The sequence below is a fragment of the Actinomadura craniellae genome, assembly GCF_003289645.1.
GTDB classification, from domain to species: Bacteria; Actinomycetota; Actinomycetes; order Streptosporangiales; family Streptosporangiaceae; genus Actinomadura_D; species Actinomadura_D craniellae.
Map to the genome: position 1 here is coordinate 97,675 of NZ_QLYX01000003.1, position 25,702 is coordinate 123,376.

Below are 25,702 nucleotides of genomic sequence, written 5' to 3' on the forward strand. Positions count from 1 at the left end.
CCGCACGGGTCGCTTCTTCGCCGGTCTGTGCCGGTCTGTGCCGGTCGTGCTCGGCCGCCGGGTGGGATGTTTCCTGCCGGTCCGTGTTGGTCGTGTTCGGCCGCCGCGGGGGGACAGGCCCGCCCGCTCACCATCAGTACCGTGCCAAGGCCAGCCGTGCTCGTCGCTTCGTGGGCCGCGTGTTCCACGCGGGTCGTTATCGCGACGCTTCGGCTCGGAGCCGTCCGGCCGGGGTCGTTCGGTGGTTCAGCCCAGGAGGTGGTACAGGTCGGCGCGGGCGACCATGGGGAGTTCGGCGATGCGGGTCGCGGCGGACTCCGGGTCGTGCACCGGGGTGTCGTCGAGTACCCCGCAGGTCAGGGTGCGCCCGGTGCGGGCGGCGGTGAAGGGGCCGATGCGGGCGATCCCGGCGCGCTGCTCGCCGAGCGTGGCGAGCAGCGCGCCCAGGGCCGAATCGGGTCCGCTCTCCCGGGCGGCGACCAGCAGTTCCCGGGCCACCTCGGCCGGGGGCCGGCCGGACAGGTGGTAGACCGTGTGCCAGGGGCGGTCGTCGAGGGCCTCCTCGCGCAGCCGCACCCGCAGCCCGGCCTCCTTGAGGCAACGCTCGTACGCGGCGGCGAGCAGGGGTTCGTCCACCGGGTCGTCGCCGAGCAGCAGGCCGTGCACGGTGTCGTCGGCCTGGTCCAGCCGGTCGAACAGTTCCCGGCGCAGCCCGTTCATCGTGGACTCCACCGTGTCCAGCGACCGGGCCAGCGCCGGAACCGACTCCTGGTCCCGTTCGAGCACGTCCACCCGCTCCACCAGCCCGCCGGCGCCCTCGACGCCGCCCCGCGCCTCCAGCGCGGCGACCCGCGCGGCCAGCTCGCTCGTGTCCTCGGTGCGGCTTTTCGCCTCCAGCGCGGCGATCCGCGCGATCAGCTCGTCCGCGTGCTCGCCGGGGCCGCCGGCCTCCAGCGCCGCCACCCGTGCGGCCTCCGCTTCCGCGAAAGTGTTCCGCGCCTCTAGCGCGGCGACCCGGTCGGCCAGCTCGGCGGTCTGCTCGTCCCGGGCTTCGGGTGCCGTGGGGGCGCCGGCCGCGCTCTCCAGGGCAGCCACCCGGGCCGCGAGGCCGGTGCCGTCCGCGGCGGCGGCCTCCAGCGCGGTGAGGCGGGTCGTGAGCTCGGTCAGGGCGTCGAGGGCCCGGGTGTTCGGCGGGCCGCCGGACGGCTCGGCGGCGAGCTCCAGCGCGGTGAGGCGGGCGGAGAGTCGGGTGATGCGCTGGGCGGTCTCGGCGCCGTCGGACGACTCCAGTTGCGCGACCCGGTCGGCCAGCTCGTCGATCCGGTCGCCGGTGTCCGGCCGGTCGGCGAGCGGGGCGGGGTCCGCCTCCCGCCCGCCGGCGAGCCGGGTGTACAACTCGCCGACCCGTTCGTCCAGGCCGCGCACCTCGCCGCGCAGCGCGCGCAGGTCGGCCTGCGTGTTGGGCAGCCGCCGGTCGAACGCCAGATACAGCTCCCGGCCGGCGATGGCCAGGCACAGGAGAACCACGATGTAGGTCATGAGTTCCTCGGAGCAGGGTCGGCTGGCACGACCCTAACCGCTCATTCCGCGGAAATGACGGTGACCGCGGAGAATTTAAGCTCTTCCAAGGACTCTCTGATCTGCGAAGCGTCACCTACAGCGACAACAGTGAGCGATTCGGGTGATACGTGTGCAGCGTACGCACGGGCGACGTCCTCGGGCGTCACCTCCCGTACCGCGTCGATGTACCGGCGCGGATGGTCGGCACCCAGCCCGGCGGCGAGCGCGTCGGCGAGTTCCGCGGCGACCGCGCGGGCCGTCTCGTACTCGGCGGGCGCCCGGTCGGCGAGGGCGCTGACCGCGGTGGCCCGCTCCTCGGCGGTGATGCCACGCTCGACGACGCCGCGCAGCTCGGTGAGCGTGTCGGCGACGGCGGCCGCGGTGACCTCGGTGTGCACGGACCCCTGCGCGACGAACAGCCCGCAGTGCCGCATCCGCATCAGCCCGGCCCGGAAGCCGTAGGTGTAGCCCTTCTCCTCGCGGAGCACCGCGTTCAGCCGGGAGGTCAGCCCCCCGCCCAGTACCCGGGCCGCCACGGTCAGCGGGGCCCAGTCGGCGTGGTCGCGCGGCGGCACGCCGTGCGCGAACGCCAGGTAGGTCTGGACCGACCCGGGCCGGTCGACCACCACCAGCCGGGGGCCGGCGGTGGGCGGCGTGGTGTCGGCGGCGGGCAGCGCCGCGCCGGTGGAGGTCCAGTCGCCCAGCGCGGCCGACAGCAGCGCGTCGACGTCGAGACCGGACAGGTCGCCGGCGACCACCGCGTTCGCCTGCACCGGGTCGATCGCGGCGTAGAAGGCGCGCACGTCGGCGCCGGTCAGCGCGCCCACGCTCTCGGGGCGGCCGCCGGTCGGCCGGGAGATGCGGCTGCCGGCCGGGAACATGGTGGTGCGCAGCTCCCGGTGCGCCCGGCTGCCGGGGTCGGCGTCCTCCTGGGCGATCTCCTCCTGGCGCTCGCGGATCAGCCGGCGCACGTCGGCGTCGTCCAGCGCCGGGCCGCGCAGCACCTCACCGAGCAGGTCGAGGGCGGCGGGCAGCCGGGTGACGGGCACGTCCAGCGCGATCCGCAGCGCGGTGAGGTCGGCCGACGCGTTCAGGGTGGCGCCGAGCCGGTCGAGGGCGGCGGCCAGCCGGGTGCCCCCGCCGGGCGAGGTGCCCTCCAGCAGCGCCCGCGCCGTCAGCGTGGCGACGCCGTCGCGGTCCGCGGGCTCCCGGGCGGCCCCGGCGGGCAGCACGAGCCGGACCGCGGCGAGCCGCCGCCCGGGCAGGTCGCAGCGGAGCGTGCCGAGCCCCGCGCCGAGCCGGCCGGAGGTGCCGGTCGGGAACGCCCAGGCCGGGATCGGGCCCGGAACGGGCCGGGGCGGAAAGTCGATCTTCAAGCTGCTCCTCCGTAGGTGACGACGGCGCGGGCGCCCGGGGCGAGCCAGTGCGCGGCGGCCGCCCGGATGTCGGCGGCATCGACGGCGGCGGCGCGTTCCGGAGCGGTGAACACCCGGTTCGGGTCGCCGAACAGCGTGGCGTTGTGGGACAGCCCGTCGGCCAGCCCGGTGACGGTCTCGGTCTGCGCCAGGTAGGCGCGCTCGGCCTGGGCGACGGCCCGCACGGTCTCGTCGTGGGACGGGCCCTCGGTCGCGAAGGCGGCCAGTTCCTCGTCCAGGACGTCGGCGAGCACGCCCAGGTCGGGACCGATGGCCTCGACGATCGCCACCGACGGCCCCGCGGCCAGCCGGGTCACCCCGGCCCAGACCTCGGTGGCGATCTCGTCGCGGCGCACCATCCGGTCGTACAGCCGGGAACCGGTTCCGCCGCCCAGGATCTCCAGGGCGTGGTCGAGGGCCTCGATCTCCGCGGTGCCGTCGGAGGGCAGCGGGAACATCGCGAAGTAGGCGGGGGAGGGCACTTCCTCGTCGACCTTCTCGACGCGGAGTTCGGCCAGCCGGTCGCCGGGGGCGGGCCGGGCGGGCGGTGCGGCAGGGCCGGCGGGCACCGGGCCGAAGTAGCGCTCGGCCGCGGCCAGGGCGGCCGCCGGATCGACGTCGCCGACGATCGACAGCACGGCGTTCCCGGGGGCGTACCAGGTGGCGAAGAAGTCGGTGCAGTCGGTCAGCGTGGTGGCGTCGAGGTCGTCCATGGACCCGATCGGGGTGTGCGCGTACGGGTGCCCGGCCGGGAAGGTCAGCGCGCACAACCGCTCGAACGCGGTGCCGTACGGCTGGTTGTCGTAGCGCTGCCGGCGCTCGTTCTTGACCACGTCGCGCTGGTTGTCGAGGTTGGCCTGGGTGAGGGCGGCAGGCAGCGTGCCCATCCGGTCGGCCTCCAGCCAGAGCGCCAGTTCGAGGTGGCTGACGGGGACGGTCTCGTAGTAGTTGGTGCGTTCGAACGAGGTGCTCGCGTTGAACGTGGCCCCGGCGGCCTCCAGCAGGGCGGCGTGCTCGCCCTCGGCGACGCCGCCCGAGCCCTGGAACATCAGGTGCTCGAACAGGTGCGCCAGCCCGGTACGGCCGGCCTGCTCATGCCGCGAGCCGACCCCGTACCAGATGTTCACGGCGGCCAGTGGTACCACGTGGTCCTCGCGGATCACCACGCGTAGCCCATTGCCGAGCGTGTGCTCGTGCAGCGGCTGCTCTGCCACGGAGCGCTCCCCTTCCGCTGGCGCGTCGGCCGGGGCGCGCCGTGCGGAGCGCCTGTACCGGCCATTGATTCCCGGTTTGCACCGTACCGGCTCGGGGGCGCGCTCGGATCAGGACGCGGTACCGCTGTGCGCTGCGACGGCCTCCTCGACGGAGTCGTAGAGCACGAAGATCTTGGTGAGCTGGGTGACGTGGAAGACGCGGCGCACGCGCTCGTTCCCTCCGACGAAGGACAGCGTGCCGTTCCGCGCGCGCAGCCGGTGGAAGATCCCCACCAGCACGCCCAGCCCGGTGGAGTCGAGGAAGGTGACGCCGCCCAGGTCCACGACCAGGTGCAGGGCGCCCCCGTCGATCACCTCCAGCAGGGTCTCGCGCAGCCGGGGGCTGCTGAAGACGTCGACCTCGCCGGTCACCTCGATGACCGTGAGATCCTTCTCAACGCGTTGCTCGACGGCGAAATCCACGAACTCTCCATGCCTCTCGTCGGCGGTCGCGATCCTGTCCCGCTGGCCACGGGGCTGTCGCTATACCCGCACAAACGCGTTCTATCCAGAAGTCACCTGCGCGCGCCGCGCACCTCGATCGACGCGAGGAGCTCCGCGGTGGCGGCCGCGACGGCGTCCACGGCGCGGTCGAAGGCTTCGGCGTTGTGCGCGGCCGGCGCGCGGAATCCGGAGATCTTACGGACGTACTGCAGGGCGGCTGCGCGCACGTCCTCCTCGGTGACGTCGTCCTCGAACGGCGGGCGGAGGGTCTTGATGCTGCGGCACATGACCGCATTCTGCCCCGGGCCACCGACAACGGCGCCGTCCCTCGGCTCAGGCCGTGCCGTTGCCGCCTTCGCCTCGGTCGTTTGCTGCGCGGACCGCTCGTCCCTCGCGGGCCGCTCCGCGCACTCCCTCGGCTCAGGCTGTGCTGGTCTCCGCCCTCGCCTCGGTCGTTTGCTGCGCGGACCGCTCGTCCCTCGCGGGCCGCTCGTCCCTCGCGGGCCGCTCCGCGCACTCCCTCGGCTCAGGCTGTGCTGGTCTCCGCCCTCGCCTCGGTCGTTTGCTGCGCGGACCGCTCGTCCCTCGCGGGCCGCTCCGCGCACTCCCTCGGCTCAGGCGGGGACGTGGAAGAGGGCCCAGACGACCTTGCCGCCGGGGGCGAGGCCGCGCCAGCCCCAGCGGGCGCTGAAGGAGTCGACGAGGTGCAGCCCGCGGCCTGTCTCGGCCACGAAGTCGGGTTCCCGGCGCATCGGCGCGCTGGACGCGGCGTCCATGATTCCGCAGAGCACCCAGGAGTACTGCCGCAGCAGCCGTAGCCGGATCGAGGTCCGCTCGGCGGCCTTGGGGCAGGGCGGGAGGCTGTGCCGCAGCGCGTTGGTGACCAGTTCGGTGACGACCAGGCCGACGTCGTCGGCGAGGGCGCCCATGTCCCAGCCGCCCAGCGTCCGGGTGGCGAAGTGCCGGGCGGCCGTTACCGAATCGAGCTCCGGCGTCACGGTGAACGAGGGGTCGTGCCACTCACTGATGAGCGATGCCAGCGCGCTTTCGAGGTAGGGCGGGAGCTCGTCGGACTCGGGTACCGGCACGGCTGGGCTCGCTGCATCAGCCGAGGTGGGAGCAGTTTCCAGCACCTCGTTGCGCGCCTGGCGTGACGTCATCCTCAGACCCCGCATGTGATCTCGTCGTGCGGCCGTGGCAGATAAGTCCTGTGCGTTATCCTGCGCATCGTAGCGTGCTAATGCAAGCCCCAATGCACGTGCATTTGCTCAGTGCATGGACGGGAGGTCAGTTCGTCAGGCACAGTCCGCCCGACTTGAGGCCGTACCACCGGAGGGGAGTGGCACACTTGGTGCGCTGTTCGCGATCCGGTGGCCGAGCGGGCGGCGAGACACCGTACGGTCACCACAGCCGGAGGGACGGGTCGTGACCCCTGCCGATGCGTCGGGACCGGGTTCGACCGTGCGCCGCATCCTGCTCGGCTCGGAGTTGCGCCGGCTGCGCGAGTCCCGCGGCGTGAGCCGCCCGGAGGCCGGATACGCCATCCGCGCATCGGAATCCAAGATCAGCCGGATGGAGCTCGGCCGCGTCAGCTTCAAGGAACGGGACGTCGCCGACCTGCTCACCCTGTACGGGGTCGCCGACCGGGACGAACGCGACTCCCTGCTGCGCATGGCCAAGGAGGCCAACACCCCCGGCTGGTGGCACCGCTACACCGAGGTGCTGCCGCACTGGTTCCAGACCTATGTCGGCCTCGAAGAGGCGGCCTCGATGATCCGCACCTACGAGCTCCAGTTCGTGCCCGGGCTGCTGCAGTGCGAGTCCTACGCCCGCGCGGTCATCCGCCAGGGCAACGCCGAGGCGGACGAGGCCGAGATCGACCAGCGGGTCGACCTGCGGATGCGGCGCCAGCGCCGGCTGACCGAGCCCGCCGCCCCCCGGCTGTGGGCGGTACTGGACGAGGCCGCGCTGCGCCGGCCCATCGGCGGCCCCGAGGTGATGCGGGAACAGTTCGAGCACCTCATCGCCATGTCCAAGCTCACCAACGTCACCATCCAGGTGATGCCGTTCCAGTTCGGTGGGCACGCGGCCGAGGGCGGGGCCTTCTCCCTGCTGCGGTTCCCGCACTCCGACCTGCCGGACGTGGTGTACGTGGAGAACCTGATCGGTTCGCTGTACCTGGACAAGCGCGACGACGTCGACGTGTACCTCCAGGCGATGGAGCGGCTGTGCGTCGACAGCGCCACCCCGGAACAGACGATCGAGTTCCTCGGAGACATGCTCGGGAGGACGTGAGCCGATGACGTACAACGGCGTGCCCGCGACCACGCTGCGCGGGGTCCGATGGCACAAGTCCCAGCGCAGCAACTCCCAGGGGAACTGCGTCGAACTCGCCGAACTCCCCGACGGCGGCATCGCGCTGCGCAACTCCCGCGACCCCGAGGGGCCCGCGCTCGTCTACACCCGCCCGGAGATCGAGGCGCTGATCCTCGGCGCCAAGGACGGCGACTTCGACAACCTCCTCGGCGTGCCCGGCTGACCCCGGGTCAGCCGCAGTTGGCCCACCCCACGCTGGTACTCGCCGAGCCCACCCCACCGGAGTACCGCACGCACTTGCCCGGGGCCTCGACGTACACCGGACCCGCGTAGTACGAGAAGGAACCGCTGTCGGAGCGCGTGCCGCCGCCCTGGGCTTCGAGCTTGGCCCAGACCCTGGTCGGCCGCCCCACATCGACGGTTTTCAGGGTGACGACGCAGTTGTTCTTCGTCGAGGTGTTGTACAGCTGGTAGGTCCGCCCGCCGGAGAAGGCGCTCGACCGCTGCACGTAGTAGCCGCCGCCGCAGACCTGCTGGGCCGTGTACGGGTTGGTGCGCTGGGTGCCGCCCCCCGTGCCTCCGGTACCGGGTGGCGGGGCAGCCGGCGGCTTGGAGCCGGGCGGCCGGCTGGGGGCGTTCTGCGGTGGCGCGCTCGCTCCGGCTCGCTCGGAGGGACGGGCCGAGGGGGTGGCGCCCGGTGACCGCACGGTCCCGGGCCCGCCGGCCCCCGCCGCCGAGTCGTCCTCCGGGCCCGCCCCGGGCAGGTTCCCGGCGACCTCCGCGTTCCGCCCGTCCGGCGGACCGTCACCGCGCAGCGTCGCCGCCCAGACCGAACCGCCGACCAGCAGCGCGCCGACCGCCGCCGCCCCGATCAGCGGCAGCACGCGCCGCCGCCGCGCCGCGGGGACCGGCCCGTACGGGTGAGCGCCCCCACCAGGAGGGAACGGGCCCGCCGGCTGCGTCCCTGACGGGAGCGGTGCCTGAGCCGTCGAACCTCCGGGCGGGACGGCCGCCTGCCCTGGCGGCACGGCTGCCGGAGCGGGGAACTGCCCGGACGGAGCAGGCGCCTGCCCGGGTGGGGCTTGCATCGCCCCGGGCAGCGAGATGGCTTGCTCCGGTGGGACCTGCATTGCCCCCGGTAGGGCGGGCGCCTGCTCGGGTGGGGCTTGCATCGCTCCCGGTAGGGCGGGCGCCTGCTCGGGCGGGGCTTGCATCGCCCCGGGCAGCGAGAGCGCTTGCTCGGGTGGGGCTTGCATCGCTCCTGGTAGGGCGGGCGCCTGCTCGGGTGGAGTCTGGATCGCCCCCGGCAGGATGGGCGCCTGCTCGGAAGGCGCGGGCGGCCGCCCAGCCGGTGGAGGCGCCTGCTCGGGGGGGACGGGGACCTGCCCGTGGGCGGCGGATGCCTGCCCCAGGGGGATGGGCGACCGTTCAAGGGGAGAGGGTGCCGGCCCGGAGGGCGCGGGTGGCTGTCCGGCCGGGCGCTCGGGGCGGGGCGGTTCGTCGGCCGGTGCCGTCCCGGGCGGGCGCGCGGCCGGATGGGTGTCCTCCAGCGGGGTGGGCACGGCCGGCGGGAACGCGGAGCCGGTGGCCGCGCCGACGAGCCGTTCCTGGGCCTCCCGGGCGCCTGGCCGTAGCGCCGGGTCCTTGGCCAGGCAGGCGGCGACCACGTCGTGCAGCGGTCCGGCCAGGGCGCGTAGATCGGGCTCGGTGGTGAGGATGCGGTTCATCACCGCGGCCATCTCGTCGTTGCCGAAGGCGGGCCGCCCGGTCGCGGCGAACACCATCGTGACGCCCCAGGCGAACATGTCGGCGGCCGGGCCGGGCGGCTCGCCGGAGAAGTGCTCGGGTGCCATGTACGCGGGGGTGCCGACGTTCTGCGTCTCGCCCGCCGCGCCCAGCGCCCGGGCCACCCCGAAGTCGATCACACGCGGCCCGTCGGGGCCGATCATGACGTTGTGGGGCTTGAAGTCACGATGCACGACACCGGCCTGGTGGATCGCGGTCAGCGCGGTCAGCGTGCTGATGGCCAGCCGCTCCAGCGCTCCGCCGCCGCGCGGCCCCTCGGTCCGGACCAGGTGGTGCAGCGAGCGGCCCGACACGTACTCGCTGACGATGTAGGGCCGGTCGCCCGCCACGTCGGCGTCCAGGACCTGTGCGGTGCAGAAGCGCGCGACCCGCTTGGCCACCTCCAGTTCCCGGACGAACCGGGCCCGCGCGGCGGGGTCGGAGGTGCGGGTGGCGTGCAGCAGCTTGATGGCGGCGAACTCGCCCCCGGGTCGCCGGCCCAGGAAGACGGCCCCCTGGCCGCCCTCGCCCAGCCGGCCGAAGATCTCGTAGGCCCCCAGCCGTTCCGGGTCGCCGGCCCGCAGCGGCTCGGTCTCCGGCATGGTCTGCTCGGTCACGCGAAATCTCTTCCGTCACATGGGTTTCGGACCAACCCTAGTTGCAGGCGGGGACGGACGAACCCATCGGGAAGGGGGCCGGCGGGGCGCGGGGCCCCGCCGGCCGGGAGATTCAGGAGCGGAACGGGCCGGTGACGCAGTAGGTGATGCCGCCGGTGGAGGACCCGGAGGTGCCGCGCTGTGAGGAGAAGTAGAGCCGGTTCCCCGCCGGGTTGAACGCCGGCCCGCACAGCTCGGAGGAGCTCTGCCCGGTGACCCGCAGGAAGACCGAGATTTTGTCGTCCGGTGTGATCAGGCAGATCTCCATGTTGCCGCCGTCCTCGGCCACGAACAGGTCGCCGGACCCCGATCCGGTGATGTTGTCGACGCCGGTCAGCGGGGCCGGGCCGGGGTTGACCAGGTTGTCGTCGTAGGCGAGTTCGTAGGTGCTGTTGGCGAGGTTGAGCTGCCAGACCCGGTTGTCGCCCTTGGTGGTGAACCAGAGGGTGTCGTTGGCGTAGTGGCAGCCCTCGCCGCCGTTGAACCGCTTGACCCCGGAGACCTGGTTGCGGGTCGCGGTGGGCGAGCCGTCCGGGTCGGGGACGTTCGCCCAGGTGAAGGAGCCGGAGGTGGCGGTGCCGGCCCGCAGCACCTGGAGGGTGCCCGACGCCAGGTTGCCCCAGCTGGTCGGGATGAACCGGTAGAGGCAGCCGTCGCTCTTGTCCTCGGTCAGGTAGATGACCCGGCGCACCGGGTCGGCCGCGGCGGCCTCGTGGTTGAAGCGCCCCATCGCCGGCCGGACCACGGCGGCGGTGCCGCCGCCCGGGTAGGTCTCCCAGACCCGGCCGGTGTCGACCTCCTCGCACGACAGCCAGGTGTTCCAGGGGGTCTTGCCGCCCGCACAGTTGTTGTTGGTGCCGGACAGGATGCGGTACGCCGAGGTCGGGGTGCCCGCGGAGTTGAACCGGATCGCGGAGGCGCCGCCGCCGGAACCGGCGGACGTCTCGGAGTTGGACACGTAGATCCATCCGGTGCCGTCGGCGAAGCAGGCGCCGCCGTCCGGTGCCCGGTGCCAGGTGTAGGAGGTGCCGGACACGACCTGGCCGGTACGGGCCACGATCTGGCTGGTGAACCCGGCCGGCAACTGGATGCCGTGGGAGTTGGCGGCCTGCAGCGCGCCGTAGGGGCCGGCGGCGTTCTGGGCGGGGGCGGCGTACGCGGCCCGCTGCCACAGGGATCCGGAGAAGGTGAGGGCACCGGCGCCCACGACGGAGGTGCGGAGGAAGGTACGGCGTTCCATGAGATGTCTCCTGGAGGTGGGGCGAAGACGATCCGTTGCCGCGGCTGCGCCGAGCGTAGGCGCGGCGGGAGAACGCCCACCGGTGGGACGCGTGAACACCCGGTGTCCCATCCATGGCCGACTGTCCGGTATGTCGGGGCTGGGGGTGTCCGTAACGCGGCAAAGGGCCCGCCGCGGGGAACTCCCCGCGGCGGGCCCTGCACCGGTCCGTTCCGGCCCGTGGACCCCTCGGCTCAGGCCGTACCGTTACCGCCTTCGCCTCGCTCGGTCGCTGCGCGGACCACTCGTTCCTCGCGGGCCGCTCCGCTCCCTCCCTCGGCTCAGGCGGCGTCGGCGACGGTTTTCGTCCCGTGCCGTTCGGTCAGGTGGTCCTGGCGGCGCTCGAGCCGGGCGGCCACGGCGAGCGCGCGCAGCGAGGTGGACTTGACGGGCTTCTTCTTCGGAGACCTGGTGATCAGGGGTTGCATGTGCTGTTCGCTCTCCTCTCGGGCATGCACGAGGGCGGCACAGATGGAGTGTGCAAGTACGAGGACCTTCGTACAGTTCTAACGTACGACAACTTTCGTACCGTTTGAACCTCCAGGCGGCCCCTTCTTCGTACGAACGTTCGCGTACCCTGGAATCGTGACGCTCTATCACCCGCCCCGAGAGCAGATCGAACTCGCGGACGTGCTCAACGCGCTGGGTCACCCGATCCGGCTGAAGATCGTGCGTTCCCTGGCCGAGCAGGGAGAGTGCGCCTGCAGCGCGATCTCGCTCGACATCAGCAAGTCGACCGCCACCCACCACTGGCGGGTGCTGCGCGAGAGCGGCGTCATCCGCCAGCAGCAGTCCGGCCGCACCATCATGACCAGCCTTCGCCGCGAAGACCTCGACGCCCGCTTCCCCGGCCTGCTCGGAGTCGTCCTCGGCGGGCGGTCCCCCGAACTCGCCGCCGCGGCCGGCCACCCCGGCGGCGACACCGCCTGATCGTCGGCTTGCCCGATCTTGTTGGGACTCCCCGTCCTGTGCCGGCGGTGAAGGTGCGAGACTGTGGGGCGTCCGCCCGTCCCCGATCTGGCGATGTATATATGATCACACCAGAGTTCGACGCCGACCCCCCGGTACGTGGCATCTTCGCCCAGCCGATGGGCGGCCCCACGGTGGTGCGCCGCCTGCTCGGCGCGCGACTGCGCCGGCTGCGCGAGGCCGGCGGGGTGACGGGCGAGGCCGCCGGCGAGGCGATCAGGGCCTCCGCCTCGAAGATCAGCCGGCTGGAGCGCGGCCGGGTCGGGTTCAAGGAGCGTGACGTCCTCGACCTGCTCCGGCTCTACGGGTTCGACGACGAGACCGAACAGGCGGGGCTGCTGGAACTGGTCCGGCAGTCGAACACTCCCGGCTGGTGGCACCACTACGGCGACGTCCTGCCCGACTGGTACGAGTCCTACATCGGGCTGGAGGAGGCCGCGGCGCTGATCCGCTGCTACGAGCCGCAGTCGGTGCCGGGGCTGCTGCAGACCGAGGCGTACGCCCGGGCGCTGCTGCGGCTGAGTCACCCCGGCGCGACCACCGAGCAGATCGAGCGCCGGGTGGCGCTGCGGATGACCCGCCAGCAACTGCTCACCCGGACCGACGCGCCCAAGGTCTGGGCCGTCATGGACGAGGCCGCGCTACGCCGCCCGATGGGCGGCACCGACGTGATGCGCGCGCAGCTCGAACGGCTGCTGGAGCTGGAGGAACTGCGGAACGTCACCCTCCAGGTGGTGCCGTTCGACACCGGCGGGCATCCCGCGATCAGCGGCCCGTTCACCATCCTGCGGTTCTCCGAGCCTGACCTGCCCGACATCGTCTACCTCGAACAGCTCACCGGCGCCGTCTACCTCGACAAGCGCGAGGACGTCGACCACTACCTGGCCGTCCTCAACCGGCTGGCCGTCCAGGCCACCCCGCCGGCCACCCACGGGGTCATCGCCACGATCCTCGACGGCCTGCGCTAAGGCCTGTCTCCAAGTGCGGCCGGCAGCCCTGGCGGTACCACCAGCGCCCGTCTCCGGCGCCTTGCTCGCGTGATCGTTGAGGATGGGTGGGGCTGGGGCCCCACCCATCCTCAACGATCACCGGCGTAGGTGCTTGTGCCAGGTGGCCGGGTCCTGCGCGAGCGCGCCGGGATCATCGGCACTCGGCCCACTTCGAAACACGCCTTAGCCGCGCGGGGAGGGGGTCGCCGGCGGTGCCGTGGCGCGCCGCTGCAACTCGTCGGCGAACCGGCCGAGGCAGTCGGCCAGTTCCTTCGGGGAGAGCTCGGCGACCGGCCGGCCGCACCCGGTGGCCGCCGGGCCGGCGCCGGGGGCGGGCGGGGGTGCCGCGGCCTGGCCGCGCACGGTCCGCGGCTCGGTCCGGCCGGTGGCTGAGAGGTCGATGTAGAAGACCGTCTGGCCATTCTGCACCCCGTAGACGCGCCACATCTCGCCGCCCAGCGGCAGGAACTCCTGCAGCGAGCCGCCCGAGTTGAGGAAGTTGGGGTGCGGGCTGGACGGGCCCGAGATGTGCGCCACCGCCTGGGCGTTGAGGGTGTTGAGGCTGGCCACCGCCGGGTCGCCGTCCGCCAGCACGTGGACGTGGTAGCGGTTCAGCCGGCGGTCGTCCACCTGGTCGGCCGGTGCGATGCCGTAGGCGATCAGGGACTGCGACCGGCTCGCCCGCGGGGTCATCGGCGTGACGTAGTACAGCCGCCGGTCCGCGCCGCGCAGCAGGTACTCGCCGCGGTTCTCGGCCTGGGTGCGGAAGTCGGTGCGCTCGAAACCGAACCCGGAGCGGTCGCGGTGCCCGCGCCCGGCCGCCCACTGGACCGCGTCGCGCTGGGCGCGCACCAGCGAGATCGGGTAGACCGGGCCAGGCAGCTCGCCCGGGCGGACCCGGCCGCGGTGCTCGATCGCGGGCCGGCCGCTCGCCGAACCGCGGATCACCAGCACGCCGCCGGCCGTCATGACGGTGCGGCTCTCGTAACCGATCTGCCGCTGCACCGGGATCACGATGACCGGACGGTCGTTCTGGCAATACCCCCAGATGTCGGTGGACTCGTAGTGGAGCGCGGGGTACCGCTCGGCCAGCAGGTTGCGCATGCTGTTGAGCTGCGTGCCGCTGAACGCCCGGTTGATCCGGTAGGAGGTGTCGAAGCGGCAGATCCGGGCGGTGTTGGTGGTGCCGTCCCACTCGGCCACGCCGTACATCGGCCGGTGGTCGCCCGAGCCGTCGAGGAGCCCCGACCAGCGGCCGGAGTCCTTCGTCTCGCCCCACAGGTAGGTGACCGAGTCGTCCAGCACGTCGACCTGCTGGACCGGCGAGGCGGCGTTGGCCATCGCGGTCCGCGCCGCGGCCAGGGAGGACGTCCGTGCCTCCCAGCGCAGGCCGGAGAAGGAGGCGTCCCGCTTGACGCACGCGTGCACGTCGTGTGCGCCGAGCCGGTCGCAGTTCTTCCCGTCGCCCGGCCGGGAGCCCTGCAGCAGGTCGGTCATCGAGCCCGGGACGCGGGTGAGGTCCGGGAGGTGGAAGACGGTCGTGGCGCCGTAGTGCCGGCCGGTGTCCTTGTCGTTGTCCCAGAAGGCGGGCGGGAGCAGGAAGCAGGCCACGGCCAGCGCGAGCAGCACGCACAGCGCGGCCAGCGCGAGGGTGCCCCCATCGCCGTCGCCGTCGTCCCACGCGGCGGTCAGGTAGATCGCCGAGATGACCAGCCCGGTCACCACCCACAGCCAGCCGAGCGCGGTCAGCGCGCTGAGGTCGCCGTGCGGGAAGAACCAGCGCTGGACGAGGGAGGCCAGGTCCTGGTTGAACTTGAGGCCGGGCATCAGCCATCGGGAGAGCGACCACAGCAGCCAGCCGAGGGCGGGCATCCACCCCCAGAGAATTCCCAGCACCAGCAGGTGCCTGCCCCAGCGATCGCCCATCCGCGCGCCGTCCTTTTCCCGAGCCGGATTCCAGTGTCCCCGGGAAGTGGTTACGGCGCATCCGTTAATTTGCCATATACGGACATGGTGCGGCGCCCGCGGAGGCGTTCCACGGGCGCCGGTCCGGAAGGGGTCTTCAGAGCGAGGCGAGCAGGTCCCGGCAGGCCCGCTCGCAGCGGCGGCATTCCTCGGCGCAGACCCGGCAGTGCTCGTGCCGGGACGCGTGCCGCTCGCACTCCTCCGCGCAGCTCTTGCACGCCTGGGCACAGGCCTCCAGCACGCTGCGGGTGAGGTTGGCGTCGTAGCCGGTGTGGCGGGACAGCACCCGGCCGGTGGTCTCGCACTGGTCGGCGCAGTCCAGGTCGGTCCGGACGCACTTGGCCAGTCCGGTGACGTCGCTTTCGCTCAGGCAGGCGTCGGCGCAGGCGGTGCAGGCCTGGGCGCAGGAGTAGCACGCTTCGATGCATGCGCGCAGCTTGTCCCGGTCGACCCCGCCGAGGTCCTGCGGGTAAGTCCGCAGCATTTCTGCGGTAACGGTCATGTTTTCCTCCTTTTGGTGGTTCGTTATCTGCCCTGTCCTCGCGGTTCCCGGCTAAACGGCGGTTATCGGCTGTTGGGTGATCTGAGGTTTATGCCGCTAATGAGGTATTTGCTGGGTTGGCTGATGATCTGCCCCGCCGAGGCTTCCGCTCAGCGGAAGGATGCGCGGTGACCTGCCGTTTCGGCGTGCGACAGTGTGCGGATCCACCGAGACCCGGAGTAGGGAGCGCGGATGAGCCCGACGTTGATCCTGGTGCATGGCGCCTGGCATGACGCGTGGTGCTGGGAGAAGCTGGTCGACCGGCTTCCGGACGTGGACGTGCGGACGGTGTCGCTGCCGTCCAGCGGGTCGGACACCGCCTCGCTGGGCGATCTCTACGACGACGCCCGGGCGGTGCGGGCCGCGGTGACCGCCGTCGACGGGCCGGTCGTGGTCTGCGCGCACTCCTACGGTGGCCTGGCGGTCACCGAGGCGGCCGGGGACCTGCCCGGCGTGCGGCGGCTGGTCTACCTGGCCGCCTTCCAACTCGATGAGGGCGAGTCGCTGCTGGGCGTCGTCGGCGGCACCCCGCCTGACTGGTGGGACGTCCACGACGGGCATGTGGACGTCCGGCGCCCCGAGGAGATCTTCTACGGCGACGTCGATCCCGATACGGCCGCGGCCAGTGTCGCCCGGCTCGCCCACCAGTCGCTGCCGGCCCTGTCGCAGCCGCTGACCAAGGTGGCCTGGAAGTCGATCCCCAGCACCTACGTCGTCTGCGAGAAGGACGCCGCCATCCCCGTCCCGGCCCAGGAGGCGATGTCCGGTCGCTCGGAGCGGGTGCTGCGGATGGACGCCTCCCACTCGCCGTTCCTGTCCCGCCCGGATGCCCTGGCCGACCTGCTGCGGGCGGAACTCGACTGATCCGCCGTCCCCACCCTGTGGACGGGCCGTCCGGCGCGGCCCGTCCCGGGGGAACTCGGTGCCGGACTTGTCGCCGCAAGGCGTGATACGGCACCCCCCGAGCTCCCCTCCCAGGCTTCTATCCACCGGAAAGACGCACGATGACCTGCGGCTTTGGCGTAGAACAATGGGTGGGGAACCGAGACTCGGGGGAGTGCGGATGAATCCGACACTGGTTCTGGTGCATGGGGCCTGGCACGGTGCGTGGTGCTGGGAACGGCTGGTCGACCGGCTTCCGGATGTGGACGTGCGGACGGTGTCCCTGCCCTCCAGTGGCTCGGACGTGGCCTCGCTGGGTGATCTCTACGACGACGCCCGGGCGGTGCGGGCCGCGGCGGACACCGGCGGGCCGGTCGTGGTCTGCGCGCACTCCTACGGCGGCCTGCCGGTCACCGAGGCGGCCGGGGGCCTGCCCGGCGTGCGGCGGCTGGTCTACCTGGCCGCCTTCCAACTCGACGAGGGCGAGTCTCTGCTGGACGCCGTCGGCGGCCCCACACCCGACTGGGTGGAGGACCACGGCGACCACACCGGCCCGCCACCGCACCCGGAGGAGGTCTTCTACGGCGACGTCGATCCGGAGACGGCCGCCGCCAGTGTCGCCCGGCTGACCAACCAGTCGCTGCCGGCCCTGTCGCAGCCGCTGACCAGGGTGGCCTGGAAGTCGATTCCCAGCACCTACGTCATCTGTGAGAAGGACGCCGCGCTCCCGGTGCCGGCCCAGGAGGCGATGTCCGGTCGCTCGGAGCGGGTGCTGCGGATGGACGCCTCGCACTCGCCGTTCCTGTCCTGCCCGGGCGCCCTGGCCGACCTGCTGCGGGCGGAACTCGGCTGAACCCCTCTCCAGAACTCGGATCGCGGCGGGCCACCTCGACCGGCGGGGTGGCCCGCCGAACCGGTCCGGTGGGCCTGCCAGGCTGGGAACGGTGACCCGGGCCGTGCGCTACCACGGCGGTCCCTTCTGGCCGGCTGCCACCCAAGAAGTCGCGACCCCTGGACGGGCTTGCCTCGCGTGTACTCATGCGCTGTGCAGCCGTCGTTGACTTCCGTAACGCAGGTGAATCTCCGCTTCACCTGACGGATCAATTTCTCTCTCCGGTATTTCCTGAGTGTTCCGCAGGTATGACCTGGAGTAATAAGTGACATACTTCGACATATGGACAGGCGGGGCTGGTTTGTGATCAACTTCTGGGATATGCGTTAGCGATTTACAACAATGTCCTGGAAGAGGTGCCTGTGAAGTATGCCCTTCGGTGGCCGCTTGGTCGCAAGGTCGCTACGTCCTTTTTCGCAGTCATGATCTTGCTCGGTGCAGCCGCTGCTCCTCCAGCCTTGGCCGACCCGTGGCCAGGAGGGATCGACCCGAATGGGATCCTGGTCCATCCGGACTCGGGTGACCACTGGTACTGCGTCAACACGTCCGGCGAGTACGGCATGCCAGCCCATATTGCCAACAACGCCAGGGCCGTAACCGACGATGCCCTGGGTGCGAGGACCCAAGCCGTCACCCGCTACGAATCGACGTGTGACCTGACCACGGGTGATGGCGACGGGCGCAGCGACACCGTCTGGGTCGAGGCATTCTGGGAATACGGCGTCCTGGGGGTGGCGTACTGCAACGGCATGAATTCAAACGGCACATGTGACCGTATCGACGCCCTCCTCAGCGAAACAGAGATCAATTACTTCGCGAGTAACGATGAGAACGAGTACACGCACACCGCCTGTCACGAACTAGGGCACACCGTCGGGCTACGCCACTACGACGGCGCCCCTCCATCCGACATCGGCGGAGTCAACGACTGCATGAACAGTGGAGTTCATGACAGTGGCAACATTCTGTGGCGGACCTACAACTCTCACCACGTCGGCCACATCAACGCGTGGTTCTAATCACCTGAGAGGAATGGTCCACATGAAGAAGTTCATGGTCACGCTGACCGCGGCCACCATCGCCGTTGCCGGTTGCGGGGGGCAAGAACCCGCTGAGGTCGCGGGTGCCGAGCGGGTCGCGGCGGGCCGGGTGGACGTGTCCGTGCTGCGGCAGGGACACGTCAACTCGGTGAACGCCGAGACGCCCGCCGCGGCTGCGGTGGCCCGGGGGGTCGGCATCGTGGTGGCCGGTACGGTCGAAGGCTTCACCGAGGGCCGGACCTCCTATGTCGGCGATCCGGCCAGCGACGACGGCCCGATCAAGAGGGTGGTCATGCGGATACGCGTGGGCAAGAAGGTCAAGGGCGAGGACCGGCACCTGCACGACGGCCATGCCTACGCTGAGGTCTTCGCCGGCGCCGGTCAATCCGCACGCACCCCCGCGGACTTCCAGCGCGCCATCCCGAAGGGGACCCCCGTCGTCCTCTTCGGAAGAACCAGACCCACACCGGATCAGCCGGCCTCCCGAGGCGGCGGGGTTCCCGAGGGGGCGCCGCTCGTCTCCGCGCTCCACCCGCAGAGCCTGGTCTTCGAGGAGAGAACGCCTGCGACAGCCCGGGCCGCGGCGGGGACCAAACTGGTCGGAGGCATCGAGGACCTGGACCACTTCGGCCCCGCGTGGACCAAGCCCCGATCCATCGGCGAGCTGGTCACCGCGATCCAGCAGTGATCCATCCGGCGGGATTCCGCGGAGATCTCCCGGCCGCGCGGTGGGTTCAGTGGTCGGGTGCCGGAGGTCGCCGCCGTTCGGGGAGCCCGGCGATGACCAGGTCGTAGGACTGCCTGAGCAGGGTGAGCAGTTCGTCCCGGGCGAGGGTGCCGTCCAGGACGATCGTGTTCCAGTGCCGCTTGTTGAGGTGGTAGCCGGGCAGCACGTGATCGGGGTACTCGGCGCGCAGCGCCAGCCCCTCCTCGGGGTCGAGTTTGACGCTGAGCCGGGGCGGCTGGGAGTCCTCGGCGAGGAGGGCGAACATCTTTCCGGCGACCTTGTACACACCGGCGGACTCCCCGAAGGGGTACTCCCGGACGCTGCCCAGGAAGTTCTCGCAGTAGCCGGTGACGGCCTCGTACAGTTCCTCGCCCACGTTCTCGTGCACGCCGTGATGCTCGCACGCCGGGACGACAGAATCGCCTGCGCCGATGCGAGGCCGCCTCGCGCGTCACCGAGGGCCAGGTGAAGGAGCCCGCCGGTTGCGGGATGCGTGCCGGTGAGCCGGGTGATCCGTCCCGGAACGCGAGTCAGGTGGAGCCGTTCACCGCCTGGCGCGGTACCGCGGTGGCTCGCCGCATTCCGCAGAGGTTGGGAACGTCACATCCCTTTTGGTCTATCTCGCCGGAGACCGCGAGCGGGGAAAGTGATTTCCGGTCGAGATCTGGTTCCGCGGCTTACCAGTGGCGCGAAACGGGCCGGCGATCGCGGCGGTCACGAGCCAGCGCGGTGCCGGATATGCACAGCAGAATGCCCGCAGCGATTCCGGCGGAGATCAGAATGAGGGACTGGAAAGCCATGCCCGAGATCATTTCGCTCATTCTCATAGGGCCGGTCCGAGCAGGCGAGCCCAGACGATCTTTTCTCCGGACGGGAGCGGGGTGACCCCGCACGCGGCGGCGAGGGACGTGACGATGACCAGCCCGCGACCGCCGTTGTTGTCGAAGTTCGCCTCGCTCAGGTCCAGGTCATCGGGGTGGAGTTCGGTGACGGGAGCGGGGTGCCGGGGGAGGACGGGGCTGCTGTCGGCGACGCCGAGGACTATGCCGTGTTCCTCCCGCTTGCAGTGAATGGTGATATGTCCGGTAATGGTGCTGGCGGTCACCGCATTGGCGACCAGTTCAAAAAGGATGAGCCGGGCGTCGTACCTGCTGGATTCCGAAAATCCCCACGTAATCAGACGTTGCTCGATTAGGCTCCAGGCCAGTCCAGCGGAGGCCGGGGAAGCGAGCATTGGTATGTGCAGATTGTCCGTTCCGGTAATGGTCACCGCTGAGCCGCCTTCGACGCGTTCTCTCGTGCTATCCGGCACAAGAGTGGCGGCCCCGAAACCCTCTGTCGCTGTTGTGGCCGGGAAACCACAACAATGCACAACACAAGGGAGCAGGCATGTACCCGAGGCAATCCATCGACCCGCTGTCCTCGATGTGGGCCTGGCTCGCCCACGACCTGCGGTTCTATCGCATGCGGGCCGGCCTGACCGGCGAGATGTTCGGCAAGATCATGGGTGTCGTCCGATCCACTGTTTCCCGGATGGAATCAGGCGAGTACCGGATCAACGACGACCACGCCCGAGCCCTGGACCAGCACTTCAACACCGGCGGCCACTTCGCCCGCCTCCTGCACTACGCCCGCCTCGGCCACGACCCGGGCTGGTTCATGGAACACGTCGGCATCGAGAGCCAGGCCGAGGTGGTCAGGAACTACGAACTCTCCCTGATCCCGGGTCTCCTCCAGACGAAGGCGTACGCCCGCGCCCTGTTCACCGCGGCCGGATCCATGGACGTGGAGACGCAGGTGGCCGCCCGGATGGCCCGGCAGGAAATCCTCAACCGGGAGGAGCCCCCGTTCCTGTGGGTGCTCATGGACGAGAGCGTCCTGCACCGCATGATCGGCGGAAGTGAAGTGATGAAGGAACAGCTCGCCTGGCTGCTGGAGGTGTCCGAACGCCCCAACGTCGGACTGCGCGTGATCCCAGCGAACACCGGGTTCCACCTGGGGCTGGAAGGCAGCTTCGTGGTCTTCTCGCTCAAGTCCGGAGACGTGGCGTATGTGGAGGCGACCGAAGGTGGAAGACTGATTCGTGGCGCCCCGGAAGTCCGATCGGTCATGCAGCGGTACGAGCGCATCGGCGCGAAGGCGCTGCCTGAGGACTCTTCCCGGAGTCTGATCCAACAGGTGATGGAGGCCCTTTGATGAGCACCCCCCGATGGCGTAAGTCAACTCGAAGCGGCGGTACTGACAACTCCCATTGCGTGGAGGTCGCCGATCTCGGCGGGATGATCGGCATCCGTGACAGCAAGGACCCCGACGGTCCGAATCTCGCCCTCCCCGCCCAGCCGTTCGCCACCTTCCTGTCCCGCGTGAAGCACGACGAATTCGGCCGCTGAACCCGGCCTACGGCCAGGGCCCCGGGCAAGCCCGGGGCTCTGGCTTCTCGCAGGACTCTTGCCACTCTGCCTAAAGTTCCCTACAACGGACCTATGCGCTGGAGGTGTCCTGATGCACGTTCCACGGTGGCGTAAGTCGACTCGAAGTGATGGCATCGACAACTCTGAATGCGTGGAGGTCGCTGACCTTGGCGGAGTCATCGGTGTTCGTGACAGCAAGGACCCCAGTGGTCCGCGGCTCGCCTTCCCTGCCGAGTCGTTCGCAGCCTTCCTGTTCCGCGTGAAGCGTGACGGACTCGGTCTCTGACCTTTACCAGCTACCCCAACTGGGTGATGGAGGCCCGTTGATGAGCACCCCCCAATGGCGTAAGTCCGTTCGAAGCGGTGGAACTTCTGGGTCGGAGTGCGTGGAGGTTGCCGATCTCGGCGAAGCGATCGGTGTCCGTGACAGCAAGGATCCCGACGGCCCGAAGCTCGCTCTCCCTGTCGAGTCGTTCGCCGCCTTCCTGTCTCGCGTGAAGCACGACGAATTCGGCCGCTGAACCCGGCCTACGGCCAGAGCCCCGGGCAAGCCCGGGGCTCTGGCTTCTCGCAGGACTCTTGCCACTCTGCCTAAAGTTCCCTACAACGGACCTATGCGCTGGAGGTGTCCTAATGCACGTTCCACGGTGGCGTAAGCCAGCTCGAAGCGACGGCATCGACAACTCTCATTGCGTGGAGGTCGCTGACCTCGACGGAGCCATCGGTGTTCGGGACAGCAAGGATCCCGACGGCCCGAAGCTCGCCCTCTCTCCCGAGTCGTTCGCAGCCTTCCTGTTCCGCGTGAAGCGTGACGGACTCGGTCTCTGACCTTTACCAACTGCCCCAACTGGGTGATGGAGGCCCGTTGATGAGCACCCCCCAATGGCGTAAATCAACCCGGAGCGGTGGCACCGACGACTCTGCGTGCGTGGAGGTCGCCGACCTCGGCGAAGCGATCGGTGTTCGGGACAGCAAGGATCCCGAGGGCCCGAAGCTCGCTCTCCCCGCCGAATCGTTCACAGCCTTCCTGTCCCGTGTGAAGAACGATGGACTCGGCCGTTGAACCCGGCCAACAGCCAGAGCCCCAGGCGGAGCCGGGCTCTGGCCGTTCCCGGCTTCTTACGGGGTTCCTGTCGCCCCACTAAAGTTCCCTATAGCGGACCTACCTGCCGGAGGTGTCCTGATGCGTGTTCCACAGTGGCGTAAGGCGAGCCGTAGCGGTGGCACTGACAACTCGGAGTGCGTTGAAGTCGCCGATCTCGGTGGAGTGATCGGTATTCGCGACAGCAAAGACCCTGACGGCCCGCAACTCGCCCTTCCCGCCGATTCGTTCGCCGCCTTGCTGGCTCGCATGAAGTGCGATCAAAAGCGTGCTGTATTCATTGAGGATATGGAGGACGGGCTCATCGGGCGGCGTGCGTTGGAGTCCATCGTCGCCGGTGAGCCGGTACTCGACTGGTGTGAGGTCAAAGCGGAGCTCTGACCTCGTCAGGGACTGTCACGAGATGAACTTCCAGATTTCGTCGGAGCGCCGTTCGCGGATCGGTGGGAGATCCGCTTCGTCCAAAGTGTTCTGGAGGAGGTCCAGGGCTCGTTCGCGGCTGATTCGCTCATCGCGGACGAGGCGGAGCACTGCGCGTGCGAATGGTCTTGGGACCGTCGTTCCTTGTAGCTCCTCGAGTGGGATGTGCAGATTCATCTCGATGATGTCGGCTTGGGTCGTGCGGTAGCCTCGAATCGAATCGGTGGTCTGGCCATCGGCCAATCCCAGCTCCTTCAACCGCTTGGCCAGGGTGGCCATGTCGACCCGGAAATCGCTTGCCAGCAGGATCGCCGCACCGCGCTCTTCGTACCGTTCGACGTAGTCATTCCAGTGCTGCATGAGCGCAGCCTCGGGTAGTAGCAGTGCGCGTGCGAAGCGATCGAGGCGTGACTCCACCGGAACGGAATGGTCGGCGTGATTGTCCACCCGCCAGTCGACCGTGTAGTCGTCCGAAATCAGGTAGTGGCCGAGTTCGTGCGCGAGAGCGAGCCGCCTGCGACCGATCTTCATGTGGCTGTTGACCAGGCTGACGCCACCACGAGGTAGCAAGATCGTCCCGGCGTCGGCGCTGTCCTTGCCGATGTCATGGGAGAACGCCAGGAGCCCGATACCGGCGACGCTGTCCGAGAGCCGTTGGATGGGAGCCTCTGCCGGCAGGGCCATCAGTTCGCGGGCCTTCACGGCGAGGGCCTCGGCCGCCGCGTTCGTTGCGGGCTGCGTGATGTCCGCCTCGCTGACTTTGTCGGCGGCATCGAGGCCCAGTTCGTCGACCTCCAAAGAGGCGATGAACTCGATCTCGCCGGCGTACTTCGCGAGGAGGTCGTCGATCTTCGAGTCCGTGGTGTCCAGCCCTTGGCTGGACCGATGTGAGACGAGTGCTGGGACGGGGTCCTCGAAGAAGCTGGACATGCGCACATCGAGCGCACCAGCGATGTCCGATAGTTCGAGTGCCGTGACCTTGCGAACGCCGCTCTCGATCTTGTTCACGGCCGTACGTTCGAGGCCGACCGCCCTTCCCAGGTCCTCTTGGCTGATGTCAGCACGCTTGCGGGCGCCCCGGATGCGTTCGCCCAGCGTCTTCGCGTCAATCTCGCCCATGTGTGCGATTCTCGCACGCCGCGCCACGCCGCGCCACGCCGCGCCACGCCGCGCCACGCCGCGCCACGCCGCGCCACGCCGCGCCACGCCGCGCCACGGCCTGCCTGCTCCCGTCCCGCTGGGTCATCTATCGGGGTGCGGGCGCGCGGCGGGACCGGGCGGGCCGCACGCGCGGCGCTTCGGTGGGTGGAGGGGGGCAAGTGTTGCGTCGGTGTTACGGGCTCTTGTGTTCGGCGTCACAAAAGTTTTAGCATCCATAGTGCAGATACTGTGCTGCTCTCGCCGGTCACGCTGTGTGAGGCAGGGCTTATAACGGACTGTGTCTATGGGAGTGACAGTGCAACGAGTGCGCAACGGCAACGGAGAAAGGCGGCGCGCGGCACGCTGGGCCGTCGCCGGGGGGATGGTTCTGGCTTCGACCGCGACCGCGTGCGGGGGTTCGGGTGGCGGCGGGGCCGCCCGGGACGTCCTGCGGGTCGCCACCCAGCAGATGCCTGTTCAGCTCGATTCGTGCGGGCCCAGCAACGGGTCCGAGCTGGCCTACACCAACGTCCTGTACGCGCCGCTCATCAAGGCCGACGACAGGACCGGGAAGCTCGGTCCCGGTCTCGCGGAGAGCTGGGAGTACTCCGCCGACAAGCTCGGCTTCAGCCTGAAGCTCAAGCCGTACCTGAAGTTCCAGGACGACACCCCGATGGACGCCGCGGCCGTCGCCAAGAGCCTCACGCAGTGCAAAAAGATGGGGAACCAGGTTCCCGAGCAGGTCACCGGCATCACCGCGGACGGTGACCGGACCGTCGTGTTCAAGCTCAGCGAGCGCTACGCGGCGCTGCCCGATCTGCTCTCGGGGCGGATGGGCATGATCGCCTCGCCGACCGCACGCGAGAAGGACGGCGACCGGTTCGCGAGCCGCCCCGTGGGCGCGGGGCCGTACGAACTCACCGACTACAAGCCGGGCGTCTCGGCGGAACTGACCCGCTGGGACGGCTACACCGCGGCCGGCACTCCCGCCGCGAAGGTGAAGAAGATCGAGTGGCGGATCCTCAAGGACAACTCGGCCCTGGCCAGCGAGGTCCTCGCGGGCAAAGTGGACTACGCGTGGGGCTTCAACACCACTCTCGTCGCGCAGCTGAAGGACCAGTCCGGAATCACGCTCGGCAGCAACGATGTCGCGACCGGCTGGACCTCGATCAACCTCAACCGTTCCAGGCCGCCACTCGACGACGTGCGCGTGCGCCAGGCCATCAGCCACGCGATCGACCGCAAGGCCATGGCCGAAGCCGTCTCGGGCGGGGTGTGGAAGGCGCCCACGTGGGGGCCGTACCCGGCCAGGAGCCCGTTCTTCGACCCCGGTGTCGAGAACGCCCAGCCGCACGACCCCGCGAAGGCCAGGGAGCTGTTGCGGCAGGCCGGCCACGGCAACGGAATCACGATCAAGGCGGTGGCCCTCAACACCTTCCCCTACGCCGACAATGCCGTGGTCCTCAAGGAACAGCTGAAGAAGGTGGGCATCGACCTCCAGGTCAAGGCCCAGCCCACGGCGGAGGCGACGCGGAACTTCTACCCGGGCACCGACAACCTGATGTTGATCTCGGCGATGGGCGGCACCTCCCCGCTGTACGTCTACCCGCGGTTCTACGGCCAGGAGTCCCCCGCGAACGTGGGCGAGGTCAGGACCGCCGCGACCCCGCTGGTGCAGAAGCTGCTCACCACCTACGGCGAGGACGAGCAGAAGCAGGTCATGAAGCAGATCAACGCCGTGTCCGCCGGTGATGTCCCCTTCATCGGCCTGTACTTCATCCCCGAGTTGCTGGCCTGGCGCGACGACGTGACCGGCGCGACGGACAGCACCTCGGTCCAGGGCAACGTGAACCTCGCGTACCTCGGGCTGGGCCGATGACCCGGCGAGCGAGGACGGCGATGAACGAGGGAGGCCG

General features: G+C 70.2%; 30 protein-coding genes. 16 read left to right on the forward strand and 14 right to left on the reverse strand.

Annotated elements, in window-relative coordinates:
* Positions 1-246 precede the first annotated feature (246 nt).
* From DPM19_RS07155 to DPM19_RS07180, 6 genes are all read right to left on the reverse strand, one after another.
* Entirely contained in the window at positions 247-1,539 is a 1,293-nt protein-coding gene (locus DPM19_RS07155) for a hypothetical protein (RefSeq protein WP_111864027.1), read from the reverse strand.
* Positions 1,540-1,580: 41 nt separating this feature from the next.
* Entirely contained in the window at positions 1,581-2,936 is a 1,356-nt protein-coding gene (locus DPM19_RS07160) for a M16 family metallopeptidase (RefSeq protein ID WP_111864028.1), read from the reverse strand.
* Positions 2,933-4,189, reverse strand: coding sequence for a M16 family metallopeptidase (locus tag DPM19_RS07165; protein ID WP_111864029.1), 1,257 nt, complete (start codon positions 4,187-4,189; stop codon positions 2,933-2,935). The genes DPM19_RS07160 and DPM19_RS07165 overlap by 4 nt, the downstream gene beginning before the upstream one ends.
* 108 nt (positions 4,190-4,297) lie before the next feature.
* Complete coding sequence (locus DPM19_RS07170) at positions 4,298-4,651, reverse strand: STAS domain-containing protein (RefSeq protein WP_111864030.1); 354 nt, start codon at positions 4,649-4,651, stop codon at positions 4,298-4,300.
* Positions 4,652-4,743: 92 nt separating this feature from the next.
* Entirely contained in the window at positions 4,744-4,959 is a 216-nt protein-coding gene (locus DPM19_RS07175; protein ID WP_111864031.1) for a DUF2277 domain-containing protein, read from the reverse strand.
* Positions 4,960-5,286: 327 nt separating this feature from the next.
* Positions 5,287-5,760: an ATP-binding protein gene (locus tag DPM19_RS07180; protein ID WP_233509955.1), complete on the reverse strand. Its 474-nt coding sequence runs from the start codon at positions 5,758-5,760 to the stop codon at positions 5,287-5,289.
* A 337-nt stretch (positions 5,761-6,097) separates the two neighbouring features.
* On the opposite strand from DPM19_RS07180, the gene DPM19_RS07185 reads away from it, so the two are divergent.
* Both DPM19_RS07185 and DPM19_RS07190 read left to right on the forward strand, forming a co-directional pair.
* Positions 6,098-6,967 (forward strand): helix-turn-helix domain-containing protein, encoded by an 870-nt coding sequence (locus tag DPM19_RS07185; RefSeq protein WP_407642491.1) that lies wholly within the window; start codon positions 6,098-6,100, stop codon positions 6,965-6,967.
* 4 nt (positions 6,968-6,971) lie between these two features.
* On the forward strand, positions 6,972-7,211 hold the full coding sequence (locus DPM19_RS07190; protein WP_111864033.1) for a DUF397 domain-containing protein: 240 nt from the start codon (positions 6,972-6,974) through the stop codon (positions 7,209-7,211).
* A gap of 7 nt (positions 7,212-7,218) precedes the next feature.
* Here the strand turns inward: DPM19_RS07190 and DPM19_RS36125 are convergent, their stop codons facing one another.
* The 3 genes from DPM19_RS36125 to DPM19_RS35165 form a co-directional block, all read right to left on the reverse strand.
* Positions 7,219-9,390, reverse strand: a complete 2,172-nt coding sequence (locus DPM19_RS36125) for a protein kinase domain-containing protein (protein ID WP_233509956.1) — start codon at positions 9,388-9,390, stop codon at positions 7,219-7,221.
* 112 nt (positions 9,391-9,502) lie between these two features.
* Positions 9,503-10,669 (reverse strand): alkaline phosphatase PhoX, encoded by a 1,167-nt coding sequence (locus tag DPM19_RS07200; protein ID WP_111864034.1) that lies wholly within the window; start codon positions 10,667-10,669, stop codon positions 9,503-9,505.
* A 320-nt stretch (positions 10,670-10,989) separates the two neighbouring features.
* A complete protein-coding gene (locus DPM19_RS35165; protein ID WP_158566718.1) occupies positions 10,990-11,136 on the reverse strand; it encodes a hypothetical protein in 147 nt (48 codons plus the stop codon).
* Positions 11,137-11,293: 157 nt separating this feature from the next.
* Here DPM19_RS35165 and DPM19_RS07205 point away from each other — a divergent pair, with 157 nt between their 5' ends.
* Positions 11,294-11,638, forward strand: coding sequence for an ArsR/SmtB family transcription factor (locus DPM19_RS07205; protein ID WP_111864035.1), 345 nt, complete (start codon positions 11,294-11,296; stop codon positions 11,636-11,638).
* A 101-nt stretch (positions 11,639-11,739) separates the two neighbouring features.
* A complete protein-coding gene (locus tag DPM19_RS07210; RefSeq protein WP_111864036.1) occupies positions 11,740-12,645 on the forward strand; it encodes a helix-turn-helix domain-containing protein in 906 nt (301 codons plus the stop codon).
* Between the two features lie 204 nt (positions 12,646-12,849).
* On the opposite strand, the gene DPM19_RS07215 is transcribed toward DPM19_RS07210, so the two are convergent.
* A complete protein-coding gene (locus tag DPM19_RS07215) occupies positions 12,850-14,592 on the reverse strand; it encodes a hypothetical protein (RefSeq protein WP_111864037.1) in 1,743 nt (580 codons plus the stop codon).
* 136 nt (positions 14,593-14,728) lie between these two features.
* On the reverse strand, positions 14,729-15,133 hold the full coding sequence (locus tag DPM19_RS07220; protein WP_111864038.1) for a four-helix bundle copper-binding protein: 405 nt from the start codon (positions 15,131-15,133) through the stop codon (positions 14,729-14,731).
* 231 nt (positions 15,134-15,364) lie between these two features.
* On the opposite strand from DPM19_RS07220, the gene DPM19_RS07225 reads away from it, so the two are divergent.
* From DPM19_RS07225 to DPM19_RS07240, 4 genes are all read left to right on the forward strand, one after another.
* Positions 15,365-16,036 carry an alpha/beta hydrolase gene (locus DPM19_RS07225; RefSeq protein ID WP_111864039.1) on the forward strand — a complete coding sequence of 224 codons (672 nt, stop codon included), beginning with the start codon at positions 15,365-15,367 and terminating at the stop codon, positions 16,034-16,036.
* A gap of 199 nt (positions 16,037-16,235) precedes the next feature.
* Positions 16,236-16,907, forward strand: coding sequence for an alpha/beta hydrolase (locus DPM19_RS07230; protein WP_111864040.1), 672 nt, complete (start codon positions 16,236-16,238; stop codon positions 16,905-16,907).
* A gap of 461 nt (positions 16,908-17,368) precedes the next feature.
* Positions 17,369-17,965 carry a hypothetical protein gene (locus tag DPM19_RS07235; protein WP_146778765.1) on the forward strand — a complete coding sequence of 199 codons (597 nt, stop codon included), beginning with the start codon at positions 17,369-17,371 and terminating at the stop codon, positions 17,963-17,965.
* 22 nt (positions 17,966-17,987) lie between these two features.
* Positions 17,988-18,674: a hypothetical protein gene (locus tag DPM19_RS07240; RefSeq protein ID WP_111864042.1), complete on the forward strand. Its 687-nt coding sequence runs from the start codon at positions 17,988-17,990 to the stop codon at positions 18,672-18,674.
* A gap of 46 nt (positions 18,675-18,720) precedes the next feature.
* Here the strand turns inward: DPM19_RS07240 and DPM19_RS07245 are convergent, their stop codons facing one another.
* Together DPM19_RS07245 and DPM19_RS07250 are read right to left on the reverse strand one after the other, a co-directional pair.
* Positions 18,721-19,101 (reverse strand): MmcQ/YjbR family DNA-binding protein, encoded by a 381-nt coding sequence (locus DPM19_RS07245; protein WP_233509957.1) that lies wholly within the window; start codon positions 19,099-19,101, stop codon positions 18,721-18,723.
* A 435-nt stretch (positions 19,102-19,536) separates the two neighbouring features.
* On the reverse strand, positions 19,537-19,983 hold the full coding sequence (locus DPM19_RS07250) for an ATP-binding protein (RefSeq protein ID WP_146778766.1): 447 nt from the start codon (positions 19,981-19,983) through the stop codon (positions 19,537-19,539).
* A 119-nt stretch (positions 19,984-20,102) separates the two neighbouring features.
* Between DPM19_RS07250 and DPM19_RS07255 the strand changes: the two genes are divergently transcribed.
* The 7 genes from DPM19_RS07255 to DPM19_RS36920 all read left to right on the forward strand — a co-directional run bounded on the left by DPM19_RS07255 (position 20,103) and on the right by DPM19_RS36920 (position 22,607).
* Positions 20,103-20,909: a helix-turn-helix domain-containing protein gene (locus DPM19_RS07255; RefSeq protein WP_111864044.1), complete on the forward strand. Its 807-nt coding sequence runs from the start codon at positions 20,103-20,105 to the stop codon at positions 20,907-20,909.
* Positions 20,909-21,103, forward strand: coding sequence for a DUF397 domain-containing protein (locus tag DPM19_RS07260; protein ID WP_111864045.1), 195 nt, complete (start codon positions 20,909-20,911; stop codon positions 21,101-21,103). Before DPM19_RS07255 ends, DPM19_RS07260 begins: the two co-directional genes overlap by 1 nt.
* A gap of 112 nt (positions 21,104-21,215) precedes the next feature.
* Complete coding sequence (locus tag DPM19_RS07265; RefSeq protein ID WP_111864046.1) at positions 21,216-21,410, forward strand: DUF397 domain-containing protein; 195 nt, start codon at positions 21,216-21,218, stop codon at positions 21,408-21,410.
* Between the two features lie 40 nt (positions 21,411-21,450).
* The gene (locus tag DPM19_RS07270) at positions 21,451-21,645 is read left to right on the forward strand and encodes a DUF397 domain-containing protein (RefSeq protein ID WP_111864047.1); all 195 of its coding nucleotides are present in this window, start codon (positions 21,451-21,453) and stop codon (positions 21,643-21,645) included.
* A 112-nt stretch (positions 21,646-21,757) separates the two neighbouring features.
* Positions 21,758-21,952 (forward strand): DUF397 domain-containing protein, encoded by a 195-nt coding sequence (locus DPM19_RS07275; RefSeq protein ID WP_111864048.1) that lies wholly within the window; start codon positions 21,758-21,760, stop codon positions 21,950-21,952.
* Positions 21,953-21,992: 40 nt separating this feature from the next.
* Positions 21,993-22,187, forward strand: coding sequence for a DUF397 domain-containing protein (locus DPM19_RS07280; RefSeq protein WP_111864049.1), 195 nt, complete (start codon positions 21,993-21,995; stop codon positions 22,185-22,187).
* Positions 22,188-22,307: 120 nt separating this feature from the next.
* A complete protein-coding gene (locus tag DPM19_RS36920; RefSeq protein ID WP_111864050.1) occupies positions 22,308-22,607 on the forward strand; it encodes a DUF397 domain-containing protein in 300 nt (99 codons plus the stop codon).
* 15 nt (positions 22,608-22,622) lie between these two features.
* On the opposite strand, the gene DPM19_RS07290 is transcribed toward DPM19_RS36920, so the two are convergent.
* Positions 22,623-23,765, reverse strand: coding sequence for a helix-turn-helix domain-containing protein (locus DPM19_RS07290; RefSeq protein WP_111864051.1), 1,143 nt, complete (start codon positions 23,763-23,765; stop codon positions 22,623-22,625).
* Positions 23,766-24,168: 403 nt separating this feature from the next.
* Here DPM19_RS07290 and DPM19_RS07295 point away from each other — a divergent pair, with 403 nt between their 5' ends.
* Positions 24,169-25,665: an ABC transporter substrate-binding protein gene (locus DPM19_RS07295; protein ID WP_158566719.1), complete on the forward strand. Its 1,497-nt coding sequence runs from the start codon at positions 24,169-24,171 to the stop codon at positions 25,663-25,665.
* Positions 25,666-25,702: the final 37 nt, after the last annotated feature.

Excerpts from the sequence above, each read along its gene's own strand:
- DPM19_RS07155 (WP_111864027.1), bottom strand. The coding sequence starts at position 1,539 with ATGACCTACATCGTGGTTCTCCTGTGCCTGGCCATCGCCGGCCGGGAG.
- DPM19_RS07175 (WP_111864031.1), bottom strand. The coding sequence starts at position 4,959 with ATGTGCCGCAGCATCAAGACCCTCCGCCCGCCGTTCGAGGACGACGTC.
- DPM19_RS07190 (WP_111864033.1), top strand. The coding sequence starts at position 6,972 with ATGACGTACAACGGCGTGCCCGCGACCACGCTGCGCGGGGTCCGATGG.
- DPM19_RS07200 (WP_111864034.1), bottom strand. The coding sequence starts at position 10,669 with ATGGAACGCCGTACCTTCCTCCGCACCTCCGTCGTGGGCGCCGGTGCC.
- DPM19_RS35165 (WP_158566718.1), bottom strand. The coding sequence starts at position 11,136 with ATGCAACCCCTGATCACCAGGTCTCCGAAGAAGAAGCCCGTCAAGTCC.
- DPM19_RS07210 (WP_111864036.1), top strand. The coding sequence starts at position 11,740 with ATGATCACACCAGAGTTCGACGCCGACCCCCCGGTACGTGGCATCTTC.
- DPM19_RS07215 (WP_111864037.1), bottom strand. The coding sequence starts at position 14,592 with ATGGGCGATCGCTGGGGCAGGCACCTGCTGGTGCTGGGAATTCTCTGG.
- DPM19_RS07220 (WP_111864038.1), bottom strand. The coding sequence starts at position 15,133 with ATGACCGTTACCGCAGAAATGCTGCGGACTTACCCGCAGGACCTCGGC.
- DPM19_RS07225 (WP_111864039.1), top strand. The coding sequence starts at position 15,365 with ATGAGCCCGACGTTGATCCTGGTGCATGGCGCCTGGCATGACGCGTGG.
- DPM19_RS07230 (WP_111864040.1), top strand. The coding sequence starts at position 16,236 with ATGAATCCGACACTGGTTCTGGTGCATGGGGCCTGGCACGGTGCGTGG.
- DPM19_RS07235 (WP_146778765.1), top strand. The coding sequence starts at position 17,369 with ATGATCTTGCTCGGTGCAGCCGCTGCTCCTCCAGCCTTGGCCGACCCG.
- DPM19_RS07240 (WP_111864042.1), top strand. The coding sequence starts at position 17,988 with ATGAAGAAGTTCATGGTCACGCTGACCGCGGCCACCATCGCCGTTGCC.
- DPM19_RS07255 (WP_111864044.1), top strand. The coding sequence starts at position 20,103 with ATGTACCCGAGGCAATCCATCGACCCGCTGTCCTCGATGTGGGCCTGG.
- DPM19_RS07260 (WP_111864045.1), top strand. The coding sequence starts at position 20,909 with ATGAGCACCCCCCGATGGCGTAAGTCAACTCGAAGCGGCGGTACTGAC.
- DPM19_RS07265 (WP_111864046.1), top strand. The coding sequence starts at position 21,216 with ATGCACGTTCCACGGTGGCGTAAGTCGACTCGAAGTGATGGCATCGAC.
- DPM19_RS07270 (WP_111864047.1), top strand. The coding sequence starts at position 21,451 with ATGAGCACCCCCCAATGGCGTAAGTCCGTTCGAAGCGGTGGAACTTCT.
- DPM19_RS07275 (WP_111864048.1), top strand. The coding sequence starts at position 21,758 with ATGCACGTTCCACGGTGGCGTAAGCCAGCTCGAAGCGACGGCATCGAC.
- DPM19_RS07280 (WP_111864049.1), top strand. The coding sequence starts at position 21,993 with ATGAGCACCCCCCAATGGCGTAAATCAACCCGGAGCGGTGGCACCGAC.
- DPM19_RS36920 (WP_111864050.1), top strand. The coding sequence starts at position 22,308 with ATGCGTGTTCCACAGTGGCGTAAGGCGAGCCGTAGCGGTGGCACTGAC.
- DPM19_RS07290 (WP_111864051.1), bottom strand. The coding sequence starts at position 23,765 with ATGGGCGAGATTGACGCGAAGACGCTGGGCGAACGCATCCGGGGCGCC.
- DPM19_RS07295 (WP_158566719.1), top strand. The coding sequence starts at position 24,169 with ATGGTTCTGGCTTCGACCGCGACCGCGTGCGGGGGTTCGGGTGGCGGC.